The sequence below is a fragment of the Pseudomonas japonica genome, from assembly GCF_013522925.1.
Taxonomy (GTDB): Bacteria; Pseudomonadota; Gammaproteobacteria; order Pseudomonadales; family Pseudomonadaceae; genus Aquipseudomonas; species Aquipseudomonas japonica_A.
Map to the genome: position 1 here is coordinate 17,627 of NZ_JAAMQU010000006.1, position 13,034 is coordinate 30,660.

Annotated in this window: 11 protein-coding genes; 6 read left to right on the top strand and 5 right to left on the bottom strand. The window is 63.7% G+C overall.

The features are described 5' to 3' along the window. Nucleotides 1-22: 22 nt before the first annotated feature. Together G7016_RS11045 and G7016_RS11050 are read left to right on the top strand one after the other, a co-directional pair. The gene (locus G7016_RS11045) at nucleotides 23-1,075 is read left to right on the top strand and encodes an NAD(P)-dependent alcohol dehydrogenase (protein WP_181114006.1); all 1,053 of its coding nucleotides are present in this window, start codon (nucleotides 23-25) and stop codon (nucleotides 1,073-1,075) included. 95 nt (nucleotides 1,076-1,170) lie between these two features. Continuing rightward, nucleotides 1,171-1,863: a type 1 glutamine amidotransferase domain-containing protein gene (locus G7016_RS11050; protein ID WP_181114008.1), complete on the top strand. Its 693-nt coding sequence runs from the start codon at nucleotides 1,171-1,173 to the stop codon at nucleotides 1,861-1,863. A 59-nt stretch (nucleotides 1,864-1,922) separates the two neighbouring features. Here the strand turns inward: G7016_RS11050 and G7016_RS11055 are convergent, their stop codons facing one another. Genes G7016_RS11055 through G7016_RS11065 form a run of 3 tightly spaced genes read right to left on the bottom strand, consistent with a single transcriptional unit; the run spans nucleotide 1,923 to nucleotide 3,900 of the window. Further along, complete coding sequence (locus G7016_RS11055; protein ID WP_181114010.1) at nucleotides 1,923-2,324, bottom strand: ExbD/TolR family protein; 402 nt, start codon at nucleotides 2,322-2,324, stop codon at nucleotides 1,923-1,925. A 1-nt stretch (nucleotide 2,325) separates the two neighbouring features. Then, nucleotides 2,326-3,042 carry a MotA/TolQ/ExbB proton channel family protein gene (locus tag G7016_RS11060; RefSeq protein ID WP_181114012.1) on the bottom strand — a complete coding sequence of 239 codons (717 nt, stop codon included), beginning with the start codon at nucleotides 3,040-3,042 and terminating at the stop codon, nucleotides 2,326-2,328. A 30-nt stretch (nucleotides 3,043-3,072) separates the two neighbouring features. Further along, complete coding sequence (locus G7016_RS11065) at nucleotides 3,073-3,900, bottom strand: energy transducer TonB (protein ID WP_181114014.1); 828 nt, start codon at nucleotides 3,898-3,900, stop codon at nucleotides 3,073-3,075. 554 nt (nucleotides 3,901-4,454) lie between these two features. On the opposite strand from G7016_RS11065, the gene G7016_RS11070 reads away from it, so the two are divergent. Genes G7016_RS11070 through G7016_RS11085 form a run of 4 tightly spaced genes read left to right on the top strand, consistent with a single transcriptional unit; the run spans nucleotide 4,455 to nucleotide 9,935 of the window. Beyond that, nucleotides 4,455-6,608, top strand: a complete 2,154-nt coding sequence (locus G7016_RS11070; RefSeq protein WP_258195161.1) for a TonB-dependent receptor — start codon at nucleotides 4,455-4,457, stop codon at nucleotides 6,606-6,608. A gap of 3 nt (nucleotides 6,609-6,611) precedes the next feature. Continuing rightward, the gene (locus G7016_RS11075; RefSeq protein ID WP_181114018.1) at nucleotides 6,612-7,943 is read left to right on the top strand and encodes an LLM class flavin-dependent oxidoreductase; all 1,332 of its coding nucleotides are present in this window, start codon (nucleotides 6,612-6,614) and stop codon (nucleotides 7,941-7,943) included. Between the two features lie 22 nt (nucleotides 7,944-7,965). Further along, nucleotides 7,966-9,003, top strand: a complete 1,038-nt coding sequence (mgrA, locus tag G7016_RS11080) for an L-glyceraldehyde 3-phosphate reductase (RefSeq protein WP_181114020.1) — start codon at nucleotides 7,966-7,968, stop codon at nucleotides 9,001-9,003. Next, nucleotides 9,000-9,935, top strand: coding sequence for an aliphatic sulfonate ABC transporter substrate-binding protein (locus tag G7016_RS11085; RefSeq protein WP_181114022.1), 936 nt, complete (start codon nucleotides 9,000-9,002; stop codon nucleotides 9,933-9,935). The genes mgrA and G7016_RS11085 overlap by 4 nt, the downstream gene beginning before the upstream one ends. A 3-nt stretch (nucleotides 9,936-9,938) precedes the next feature. Here G7016_RS11085 and G7016_RS11090 read toward each other — a convergent pair whose 3' ends face one another. Then, the gene (locus G7016_RS11090; protein ID WP_181114024.1) at nucleotides 9,939-10,130 is read right to left on the bottom strand and encodes a hypothetical protein; all 192 of its coding nucleotides are present in this window, start codon (nucleotides 10,128-10,130) and stop codon (nucleotides 9,939-9,941) included. Between the two features lie 176 nt (nucleotides 10,131-10,306). Further along, on the bottom strand, nucleotides 10,307-12,832 hold the full coding sequence (locus G7016_RS11095) for a glycosyl hydrolase family 28-related protein (protein ID WP_181114026.1): 2,526 nt from the start codon (nucleotides 12,830-12,832) through the stop codon (nucleotides 10,307-10,309). Between the last annotated feature and the right edge of the window lie 202 nt (nucleotides 12,833-13,034).

The window sequence follows — 13,034 nt, forward strand, 5'->3', positions numbered from 1 at the left end:
AGCAACCTCAAGAGGGCACTTTATGTATACCGCCATCGGTTATGCCGCGCAAACCGCTACCACTCCCCTCGCCCCCATGACCTTTAACCGTCGCAGCCCCCGGCCCGACGACGTGGCGATCGAGATCTTGTACTGCGGCGTCTGCCATTCCGATATCCACCAGGCGCGCAATGAATGGGGCATCGCCGTGTACCCACTCATGCCCGGCCACGAGATCGTCGGCAAGGTGCTGGAAGTGGGTAGCAATGTGAGCAAATACAAAGCTGGCGACCTGGTAGGCGTGGGCTGCATGGTGGATTCGTGCCGCCATTGCGAAGCCTGCTCGGCGAACCTGGAGCAGTACTGCCTCGAAGGCCCGACCATGACCTACGCCACGCCAGACCGGGTAGACGGCAGCAACACCATGGGTGGCTACTCCAGCAGCATCGTGGTGAGCGAGCACTTTGTAGTGCGCATCCCGGAGAAGCTGAACCTCGCCGCTGCTGCCCCGATCCTCTGTGCAGGCATCACCACCTATTCGCCACTCAAGCATTACGGTGTAAAGCCAGGTAGCAAAGTAGGCATCCTGGGCATGGGCGGCCTGGGCCACATGGGCATCAAGTTCGCCAAGGCCATGGGCGCCGAAGTTACCCTGTTCACCCGTTCGGCCAGCAAAGCGGAGGAAGCCCGCCGCCAAGGCGCCGACCATGTGATCGTGTCTACCGACGCCGCGCAAATGGCCGCTGCGGCCGGGCGCTTCGATTTTCTGCTCGACACCATCCCGGTCCAGCACGACCTCAACCCGTACCTCGAAACCCTGCGCTTCGATGGCGTGCACATTCTGGTAGGCCTGATCGAGCCCGTGGCCCCCTCCCTGCATGCGGCCAATCTGGTGCTCAAGCGCCGGGTGCTCGCCGGCTCGCTGATCGGCGGCATCGCTGAAACCCAGGAAGTGCTGGACTTCTGCGCCGAGCACAACATCACCTGCGATATCGAGATGCTGGACATCCGCAATATCAACGAGGCGTTCAGCCGGATGATCGCCGGTGACGTGAAATACCGCTTCGTGATCGACATGGCCACCCTCAAGGCCTGACCGCTACGCCTTTGAACGTCTGCGGCCTCCCGCCCTCAGAGAGTCATGGCTCCCCGGCGGGAGCGCCCGTTCACTTATCAACAAGCGAGGTTGGCATGAAGATCCTGATGGTCCTCACATCGCACGATCAACTGGGCAACACCGGAAAGAAAACCGGCCTGTGGCTTGAAGAGTTCGCCGCGCCCTGGTACGTGTTCAAGGAAGCAGGCGCCGAAGTCACACTGGCATCGCCCAAGGGTGGCCAGCCGCCCCTGGACCCTAAAAGCGATGCCGAGGACGCCCAGACCGACGCCACCCGGCGCTTCCAGGGGGATGAGCAGGCCAAGGCCGCCCTGGCAAACACCCTTCCTCTGGGGGAAATCGACCCCTACAACTTCGATGCAGTGTTCTACCCCGGTGGCCATGGGCCGCTCTGGGACCTGGCCGAAGACAAGGATTCGATCACAGTACTTGAAGCGTTCTACGCGGCCAACAAACCTGTGGCCGCCGTGTGCCACGCGCCTGGCGTGTTCAAGAACGTGAAGGCTGCAGATGGTCACCCGTTGGTGAAAGGCAAGCGCGTGACCGGCTTCACCAACAGCGAGGAAGCCGCCGTGGGCCTGACCGACGTGGTGCCCTTCCTGGTGGAAGACATGCTCAAGGAAAAAGGTGGCGAGTATTCCAAAGGCGCCGACTGGGGCAGCTATGTGGTCGAAGACGGCCACTTGATCACCGGACAGAACCCGGCCTCCTCCGAAGCCACTGCCAAGGCACTGCTCAAGCGCCTGAGCGATGAGCTGAACGGCTAAGGCTCATGCTGCGGGGCCTGGGTTGGCCCCGCTCTCCTCTCAATGGTTGGCATGATCCACTAGCGTGCGGTGATCACCGACAGCTTGGTGATCCCTGCCCGCTCGATGGAGGCCATGGCCTTGGCGACGGCGCCATAGTTGGCACTGTCGTCGGCCTGCAGTTGCACACGAACGTCCGGGTTCTTCTGCCTCGCTGCCTGAAGGTTGTTCTCCAGCAAATCAGGGCTGATGGCGTTCTTGTCGATGAACCATTGGCCCCTGCCGTCAATGCTCACCACCAGCGGTTCCTTCTGCTCCACCGGTGCCACCGCCTCGGTTTTTGGCAGGTTGATCGGAATGGAATTGGTAAGCAGCGGTGCGGTGACGATAAACACCACCAGCAGCACCAGCATCACGTCCACCAGTGGCGTGACGTTGATTTCACTCAGTACTTCGTCGCTGTCCTGGGTAGAAAACGCCATGTCACACCGCCTCCTTTACAGCATGGGCGCCCTGTAGCCCCTTGCGCGCGGCCGGGTGCACCAGCACGCGGAAAGCACTCTTTTGCGCCAGGCTGTAGAAGTCATGGGCGAAATCGTCGAGGTCCGCGGCCTTGAGCTTGAGGCTGCGCAAAAAATAGTTGTAAACCAGCACCGCGGGTACGGCCACGGCGATCCCCACGCCGGTGGCGACCAGTGCCGCGCCGATCGGCCCCGCGACTGTTTCCAGGCTGGCCGAACCGGCCGCGCTGATGCCCTTGAGCGCTTCCATGATTCCCCAGACGGTGCCGAACAGGCCGATGAACGGCGACGTACTGCCGATACTCGCGACCACAGCCAGGCCACTTTCGAGTGAGCGGCGCTCGCGTACGATCTGCTGGCGCAGGGCGCGTTCCAGGCGATCCTGATGGTTGATGGCATGGGCCAGATCGCTAGGCCCGTGACCCTCGCTGGTGTGCAGCGCGGCATAGCCGGCCTGGGCTACGCGAGCAGCGGCGCCGGGCTCGTTCTGGCTAAGCTCGGCGCCCGCTTCCAGGTCAGGCGCGGCCCAGAACCCTTTGAGAAAGCGCCGGTCTTGCCCCTTGAGGCGGGCGAACTGTGCGGCCTTGAGCAGGGCCAGGCCCCAGGTGATCACCGAAAAACCGATCAGCAGCCAGATAACGGTGCTTTCGACAGAAGCGGTAGGCGATGCAAGTGTCATGGAAACTGTCCTCGAAAAGGGTACGCGGGTTCAGCGGATCTTGAAGTCGATAGGCACGGTCACCCAGCCTTCCACAGGCTGGCCGCCCTGCTTGGCGGGTACGAAACTCCAGCGCTTGACGGCTGCCACGGCGGCGTCATCGAGCTGCTGGCGCCCTGCGCTTTGTTGCACCTGGATTTCGGCCGGGCTGCCGCTGGGCAATACATGCACCCGCAGCAGCACGGTGCCTTCCCAATTGCGGCGCTGGGCCAGCGCCGGGTACTCGGGCGCCGGGTTTTTCAGGTAGCCGGCACTGGCCGACGGCGGTGTTACAGGGGCCGGCGCAGGCGGTGCGGCGGGGGCGGCCACCGGAGCGGGTGCGGGCGCCACGGGTGGCGGCGCTGGCGCAGGTTTCGCGACCTCCGGCGGCGGTGCCTTGGGTGGCGGCTTTATTACAGGCTTTGGCTTGGGCACCGGCTTGGGCACCGGCTTGGGCGCGGGCTTGGCGGCCAGTTCATCCACCACAGGGGGTGGCGGCTCCACAACCGGCGGCGGAGGCGGTGGCGGCACGGGCGGAGGTTGCTCCACGGGTGGCGCGGGCCGGCTGAATTCAATCGTCATCGGCGGTATTTCAGGCGGCACCACGGGTAGTACAGGCGTGGGCGTTTGTAACGCCCAGTACAACACCCCTCCATGGAGCGCGGCGGCCAGCCCGGCCAGCAGCCAGGCTTCCCGGCGGCTGGTGGGCAAGCTCGGCACCGCTTGCAGCCTTAACTGTGCCAATGCCGCAGGCGCTGCCCGCCCGCTGCCTTTGGAAGGCACCGGGAAGTCGGGCTGAGCAGGCGGCGCAGCGCGAGCAGCTGAATGAACGTTCGCCATTGAAAGGCTCCTTGGCTGGCTATGCGCAGCGATGATGGAGCGTAGGCGTTATCTCTCGAAGGAACCAAAGTTCCTGGATTGATAACCTGCAGGCATAAGCGAAGAGCGTAGTCATGCTCAACCCGCCGGATTACGGGAGCTAGAGTGCCGAGGGTTTACCGCCCTATGCCCTCTGTGCATTCAAAAAATGCCCAGCAGGCATAGGCCATGATTGATCTGGGTAGCACCGGGCGCGAGCCCGGGAATGACTGACGCCAAAAGACATATCGCTGGCTGCGCCACCTCCTGCGGTGTGAAAAAGGTTATAAGAAGATGCTTCTTGATTATTGGACGGCATAACCGATGAACGGCAGCATGCCGGCCGTTAGCGCTAACCATCGGCCCTTGCTACTCGCACGAGCGAATGCCCCGAAGCGCTGGCACCAGTAGCGGTCGACGAACCGCGGCGCCACGGCATTCATTCGAGCGAATACAACATGCAAAGCATTCATGGGGACACCTTCAACCCGTCACAGCTTGCCCAGGCGATCTGCGCCGTGCTGGCCCTCGGGGCCATGCCACTGGCCAACGCGGCGGGCGATACCGCCACTGACCAGCCCACCGCCGAGCCGAAGCTGCAGGCCGTGACCGTGACCGCCACCCGCCGGGAAGAGACCTTGCAGGCGGTACCGGTGGCCGTCACGGTGGTGGATGGCGAACAACTGGAGCGTGACAACCGCAACGGCGTCGCCGCACTGGCCCAGCAGGTGCCTACCCTCAACTTCCGCACCAATGCGTCCAACAAGGACACCGCGCTGTTCATCCGTGGTGTAGGCACTATTTCCACTTCGCCGGGTGTGGAACCTACGGTCGCAACTGTGATTGATGGTGTTGTCTACGGCCGCCCGGGCCAGGCCACGCTGGACCTGCTGGACCTCGAACGCGTGGAAGTATTGCGCGGCCCGCAAGGCACGCTGTTTGGCAAGAACGCGTCGGCCGGGGTGTTGAACATCGTGACCAAGGCACCCGAGGAAGCCTTCCACGGCTACATCGACCAAGGCTGGTACACCGGCAATGAAAGCCGTACCCGCTTCGGCATTGGCGGCGCACTGATCCCTGGCGTGTTGAAAGGCTCGCTTACAACCCTGGTGAGCAGCTATGACGGCAACGTCGACAACAAGGCCAACGGCCAGGAGGTCAACGGTTACAACCACCATGGCGCGCGCGGCAAGCTCGAATTCACCCCCAATGACGACCTCACGGTTACGCTGGCCGCCGACTACATGACCGCCCATGACGACGCGGCCAATGGTGTGATCAGCCAGGTGCTGACCCCAGCCTTTGGTACCGCACTGGCGCCGGTGTCTGCCAGCAGCCACAACCAGAACATCGTCAGTGATTACCGCAGCCACGTGGAGGACACCAACAAGGGCCTCTCGGCGCAGGTGGACTACGCGTTGGGCGATTTCACCCTCACGTCCATCACCGCCTGGCGCGGCTGGGGCAACACCCAGTGGCAGGATGGCGACCGCTTGGCCACTGTCAGCACCGCCTACCCCGGCACCGAGGACAAGGGCGAGTTGAGCTACGACCAGTACAGCCAGGAGCTGCGCCTGGCCTCGCCCAAAGGGCAATTCGCCGAGTACGTGACGGGGCTGTATTACATGCACGCCAAAGACGACGAAACCTACCGGCGCGACCTGGTCACCACCACCGTGACCCAGCGCGGCGTGGCCAACTACGGCACTACCAGCGACAGTGTGGCGGCCTTCGGTGAAACCACCCTGCACTTCACGCCGCGGTTGCGCGGCATCGTCGGCCTGCGCTTTACCCACGATTACCTCGCCTACGACCATCGCCGCGTGTCCACATCTGCTACCACAGTCAGCGGCATCCAGCCGGGTACCCGCAGCGATGGTTCGGTGGACGAAGACGGTTGGTCGGGCCGGCTGGGAGTACAGTACGACCTTACCGACAACGTGATGAGCTACCTCACCTATTCGAGGGGGTACAAGGGCCCTGCCTACAACGTGTTCTTCAACATGCAGCCGCGCGACACCGACGCGCTCAAGCCCGAAACCTCTAACACCTGGGAGCTGGGCATCAAGGCTACCGCCTGGAACGATCGCCTCACCGCCAACGCCGCGCTGTTCCACAGCGATTACGACAATTACCAGGCTAACTTCTACGACACGGTGGCGGGCCAGGTAGTTACGCGCCTGATCAACGCCGGCAGCGTCACCACCCAAGGCGCCGAGCTGGACCTGGCCGTGCAGGCCACGCGTCAGCTGAAACTTTCTGCAGCGCTGGCCTACACCCATGCCCGTATCGACGCGTTCGCCTGCCCGGCTGGCGCGGCGGCGTCCTGCAACGTAGACGGTAAGCCCCTGCCCTTCGCCCCGGACTGGAAAAGCTACGCCCGTGCCGACTACACCATCCCCTTGGACAACGGCCTGGACATCGAACTGGGCACCGACTACAGCTGGCAGAGCGAAGTGCAGTACGACATCAGCCAGAACCCGGACACCAAACAAGGCGCCTACGGCATCTGGAACGCCAGCGCTGCCCTCGCCGACTACAACAACGGCTGGCGCGTGGCGCTGCTGGGCAAAAACCTTGCGGACAAGTCCTATTCGCCACTGCTGGCCAGCGGCACCGGTTATATCTACCGGGCCGTGGCGCGGGACGATCGCCGTTACTTCGGCGTTCAAGTACGCAAGGATTTCTAGCCTATGTCACGCTCCGATCGCCAGCTGAGCCTGGGCGCGTTTCTCATGGCCACGGGGCATCACCTCGCAGCCTGGCGCCACCCCACAGTGCCCGCGGATGCGGGCCTGGACATCACCCACTATCGCCACCTGGCCCGGGTTGCCGAGGCAGCGTGCTTCGATTTGCTGTTCGTGGCCGACAGCGTGGCCGCCGCCACCGGGGGCATCGCCAGCCGCATGGCCCGCTCGGACCACTTCGAGCCCCTCACGCTGCTGTCGGCGCTCAGTGGCGCTACCGAGCGCATCGGCCTGGTGGCCACCGTAACCACCAGTTACAACGAGCCCTACCACGTGGCGCGCAAGTTCGCTTCGCTCGATCACTTGTCAGGCGGGCGTGCGGGCTGGAACCTGGTGACCTCCGATGCGGCGGCCGAGGCGTTCAATTTCGGCCGCGACGCCCACTGGGGCCATGCCGAGCGTTACCAGCGGGCCGAGGAATTTCACCAGGTAGTGACCGGTTTGTGGGACAGCTGGGCCGATGATGCCTTCGTGCGCAACAAGGCCAGCGGCCAGTACTACCACCCTGAGCGCGTACGAACCCTCGACCATTCGGGCCCGCATTTTCAAGTAAAGGGCCCACTCAATGTGGCGCGTTCACCCCAAGGTTGGCCGGTAGTCTTTCAGGCCGGTGCGTCCGAAGCGGGCCGGGCGCTGGCGGCGCGAACAGCGGAGGTGGTCTTCACCGCGCAGCCAGACCTGCCTTCGGCACAGCGCTTTTACGCCGACTTGAAGGGCCGGCTGGCCGCCCACGGGCGCACTGAAGATTCACTGAAAATCATGCCGGGCGTTTACGTGATCGTCGCCGAGTCGCAAAGCCGGGCCCAGGACATCCACGAGCAATTGCAGGCCTTGGTGGAGCCTGATGTAGGCATTGCCCTGCTGGGCCGCATGCTGGGTAACTTCGACCTTTCGGGCTATCCACCGGATGGCCCGCTGCCCGAGCTGCCGCCGACCGAATCCGGCCAGCGCAGCCGCCAGCAACTGCTCATGCAACTGGCCGACAGCGAGGGCCTCACGCTCGCTCAACTCGGCCAGCGGATCGCCGGCGGTCGAGGCCACTTGAGCCTGATTGGCACTCCAACGCAGGTCGCGGATCAGATGCAGGCCTGGTTCGAAGGCCGTGCTGCCGATGGCTTCAATTTGCTGTTGCCCTATCTGCCATGTGGGCTGGAAGACGTGGCTCGGCTGCTGGTGCCCGAACTCCAGCGGCGCGGGCTGTTCCGCCAGGCCTACACTGGGAAAACCTTGCGCGACCACCTGGGGCTGGCGCGCCCGGTGAACCGGCACTTTCTGTGAAACCTCATAAAAAAGGACGCACATGACTTACCTTGCTTCTGCTGACCGTTACGAACGCATCCCCTACCGCCGCGTGGGCCGCAGCGGCCTGGTGCTGCCCGCCCTGTCGCTGGGCCTGTGGCACAACTTTGGCGACAGCACGCCAATCGAGCGCCAGCGCGCCATGCTCCGCACGGCCTTCGACCTTGGCATCAATCACTTCGACCTGGCAAATAACTACGGCCCACCCTACGGCAGCGCCGAGATCAACTTTGGTCGCCTGTTGCGCGAAGATTTCAGCGCCTACCGTGACGAGCTGATCATCTCCACCAAGGCCGGCTGGGATATGTGGCCAGGGCCGTACGGCCAGGGCGGCGGCTCGCGCAAATACGTACTGGCCAGCCTCGACCAGAGCCTCAAGCGCATGGGCCTGGATTACGTGGACATCTTCTATTCCCACCGTTTCGACCCGGACACGCCGCTGGAAGAAACTGCCAGCGCCCTGGCGACCGCCGTACAGCAGGGCAAGGCATTGTATGTGGGCATCAGCTCATACTCCGGCAGCAAAACCCGCGAAATGGCCGCCTTGCTTGCGGACTGGAAGGTGCCGCTGCTGATCCATCAGCCTGCCTACAACCTGCTTAACCGCTGGGTAGAAAAGGACCTGCTGGAGGCCACTGACGAGCTTGGCGCCGGGGTGATCGCGTTCACGCCCCTGGCTCAGGGCCTGCTTACAGACAAGTACCTCAATGGCATTCCTGGCGACGCTCGGGTGAACCAACCCGGCGGCCAGTCATTGCGGGCTGATCACCTGTCCGAGGACAACCTGGCCCATGTGCGGGCGCTTAACGAGATCGCCAAGGCTCGCGGCCAGAGCCTGGCGCAACTGGCCCTGGCATGGACCCTGCGCGATCCGCGGGTGACCAGTGCCCTGATCGGCGCCAGCCGGCCGGAGCAGATCATCGAAAACGTGGCGGCGCTGGATCGGCTGGACTTCACGCCGGAGGAGCTGGCCGAAATCGACCGCTTCGCCGTGGAAGGCAAGATCAACCTTTGGGAAAAGCCATCGACCGCCGAATGAACATCCGAACCCTCATCACTGTAATCACGGTTGTCCTGGGCCTGGGGGCCCAGGCTGCCAACGCTGATACAGCGGCACCGCAAGCCTTGCGAATCGGCTACCAGAAGGGCTCCATCGCGCTAGTGCTGGCCAAGGAACACCACCTATTGGAAGAGCGCTATCCTGATACGCGGGTGCAGTGGCTGGAGTTTCCGGCGGGGCCGCAAATGCTGGAAGCTCTGAACATCGGCAGCCTGGACGTGGCGTCAACGGGAGATATACCGCCGCTGTTTGCCCAGGCCGCTGGCGCCGACCTGGTGTACATCGGTGCCGAGCCTGCCAAGCCTGTGGCGGAAACGCTGTTGGTGCCCACCGACAGCCCAATCCACAGCGTGGCTGAACTCAAGGGTCACAAGGTGGCGCTGCAGAAGGGCTCCAGTTCGCACAACCTGGTGCTGCGCGCATTGGCCAAGGCGGGGCTGAAGTATACCGACATTACCCCGGTATACCTCAGCCCGGCCGACGCCCACGCGGCATTCGACCAAGGCAGCGTAGACGCCTGGGCGATCTGGGACCCGTATGCCTCGTTGGCGTTGGCCGAAGGCAAGGCGCGCTTGCTGGCCAATGGTGAAGGGCTTGGGCTCAACGGCCCGCTGTACACGGCCCGCCGGGCGTACGCCGAAGCAAGTCCGGCTTTTATCACGGCCTTGCTGGGTAGCCTCACAGACGCCGAAGCCCTCACCCGCACCCAGCGGGAAGAGAGCCTGAATATCCTCACCCGCAGTATGGGGCTGGACAGAGACGTGGTTGCCCACTACATCGACAACCGCCCGCCCTCCCCGGTCGGCCCGGTTACCCCTGCGGTAGTGGCCACGCAACAGCAAACGGCGGACCTGTTTTTTGCAGCGCACCTGCTGCCACGCAAGCTGAATGTGGAACAGGTGGCTCGTTAGGGTTTAACGCACCCGGACCGCAATACGGCCGCCCTTCATGGTGGCGGCCAGTTGCCTGGGCAGATCGGCCACGAGAAATTCCCGCGGGTGACCCAGCACTTCATTGAACGGAATGCCGAACCCCACCAGCGCGGGGGTGCGCTCGTTCAGCTCGACGTCGATGGTGTTGTGTTTCCTGCTCGCTGCGGTCGCCATGCCGCCTCCCTTCGTTCAACCTTGATTGCTCTCAACCAAGGTATCGGCGGGAGGGGCGTTGCGCTGCAGACCGATTATCGGAACGGCCCCGCCGCTTCCCACAGGCCGACTGCGCGGGCTATAGGAGACGGGGGGCCGGCCATCCGGCGAAGCCGAAGGCGTAGCTCGCGAAACGCTCACGCCACCGGATCGTGACTCACCCCCAGCAACTCCACATTCGCCGGGCTGGCATCGGCAAAGATGAAATTGTCCGCGCCGGGTAAGTCATCGGCATTTCCGAAGATCTTCACTTCGAACCGTCGGCCCTGGGCGTCGGCGTCCAGGCTGCGCAGGTAGATGCGGTCCGGGTTGCTGTCGGTGATCAGCTGCAGGGTGCCGTCGTGGCCGTTGCCCAGGCCGGTGAAGGCCAGGGCAGAAACGTCGATCTTGTCTTCGTACACCGAGAAGTTGGACAGCGTGTCGGTGAACAGCTGGCTGCCGCTGCGGTAGCTGTCGCCCACGCTGGTGTAGCGGTAAACGTCCTCGCCGGTATCGCCCGCCAGCGTGTCCCCGCCCGCGCCGCCGAGAAACACATCGTCACCCACGCCACCGCGCAGGGTATCCGCACCGTCGCCGCCCCTGAGTACGTTATCTCCGGAATTGCCCACGATCACGTCGCGGCCGCTGGTGCCGGTGTAGGTGAGGTCCTGGGTAGGCGCGCTGCTGGTGGCTACGCTGTTATCGGTGTGGGCGAAGATCACGCTAGTGTCGGTAAGGTCCGACACATGGTCGCCCTGTAGCAGGATTTCGAAGTGTTTGCCGTCCGCATCCTCCTGGTAGCTCTTGAGCACCGTTTTCTCGCCATCGGCGCTGCGCACTACTTTCAAGGTAGTGCCGCTGCCGTTACCGAAGCCCGTGAAGCCCAACGCGCTTACGTCGATCTGGTCGCCTGCGCTGCCGTCGAAGCTCACTAACGTGTCCCGGGTGACTGTGCCATTGGCCACGTTGCTACGCAGGCTGTCCGCAAGCTCGGTGTACACAAAGGTGTCCGCGCCATCGCCGCCATTGAGGGTATCGCCACCCACGCCGCCTTGCAGCCGGTCATCGCCGCCGGCGCCGCTGAGGTTATCGCGGTTGAGGGTGCCTATGATGGTTTCCGGCAACGCCAACCCGGTGTGGTAATCCATGCCGGTGGTGAGCCACTGGAAGCTGCCGGTGGTGAGGCTGGTGTAGTGACCTTGCAAGCCCAGTTCGAAGCGATTGCCGCTGGCATCGGCGTCGTAGTTTTTGAGGGAAGTGACATCGCTGGCCGCGCTGTACACCAGCTTCACGGTGCTGCCGTGGCCATTGCCCAAACCGGTGAAACCCAGCGCCGTGAGGTCGAGCCGGTCCTGGCCCACGGTGAAATCGGTGATGCGGTCGGCATGGGTGGTGGTGGCGTTGCGGTAGCTGTCCATCAGGCTGGTGATGCGGAATACATCCGCCCCCGCACCGCCGCTAAGCCGATCACTGCCCTCGCCGCCCACGAACGCATCGGCATTGGCGCCCCCCGCGAGGCGGTCGTTGCCGTCGCCGCCGTAGAGCTGGTCCCGGGTGATATCCCCGGTGAGGCGGTCTGCGCCATCGGTGCCGTATTGAAGGATGAAGTAGTCGTTGTTGCGGTCAATGCTGTGCGCGCCGGTAACCGTGACCGCCCAACTGGTGGTGGTGACCACGTTGTTTTCGATGGTGTTGTGGTCGCCGGAGTCGATCGGCTCGACAATGCCATAGAACGAGTACCGGCCGCCGGTCACGATGTTGCCGCTTACGGTGATGTTTTCGGCGATGGTCGCCGGGTTCCCCTCCCAGCCTTGCACGGCAATTTCGATCTGCCCCTCCCCTTGAAGGGAGTTCCCGTGCACCTGGTTGTACGTGATCGACCCTTCCCGCGAGGTGTCGCTGGAGATCCCATACCAGCCGTTTGCGTAGGATTCCACACCGTTGACCGAGTAGCCTTCGACACCTACCAAGTGCACGCCATTGTCGCCGTTGTCGTGCACCACCCCGCCGTCGACGGTGGCGATGCTGGTATTGGCCAGCGAGCTGTCGCCCTCGTACAGCAGGACGCCGTCCTGGCCATTGCCGTAGGCGTCACAGTCCCTGAGAACGATTTCGCCACCGATGTTGAAACCGCTGCCGTTGTTGTTCAGCGCGACGGTGTCTTCAATGAAGCTGTTGTCCTGGCCATCGGCAAGCACCCCGTCCAGGCCGTTGCCACGGGCGATACAGCTGACCAGGTTGAAGGTATTGCCCAGCCCGCCCAGGTTGAAGCCGTTGCCGCTGGCGTTGGTTGCCTCCACGCCGGTGAGGAACACCGAGTCGTTGCCGCCGCTGTACCAGGCGTCGACCTGGCCAGTGCCGGCGGCGCCATCGATGGTAAGGTCGGTCGCCCCCACGAATTCGCCGCCTACCCTCACGATACCCCCAACATCCTGGGCGCCGGCCGCCAGGGCGATCACCGTTTTGCCTATCCCGTCACCTTGAAGGAACACGCCGCTATCGAGTAGCAGGCAACCGCCCTCAGCCGCCGAGCCAGGGCTCACCAACCACGTGCCGGTGGGCAGATATACCCGGCTGCCCTGCGACGCGCTCGCGGCATCGATGGCCGCCTGGATTGCCGCCGTATCGTCGGTGACGCCGTCGCCCTTGGCGCCGAAATCACGCACATCATAAACCGTTGCCATAGTGCCTCCTGTCCACGGAGCGTTCGCAACGAGAGGAACAGGCAGGTGAGCGCTGCGCGGTTGTCATTAAGCCTAGGCATCGGGCGCCGATGAAGCGGCTTTAACGACCAGCGGGCCCGCTGATGCAGCCCCGGGCTAAAGCCGCCAAGCCGGGCGATAAAAAAAACCGATACCCACAGTAATGCTTCGCAGACGACAAGCC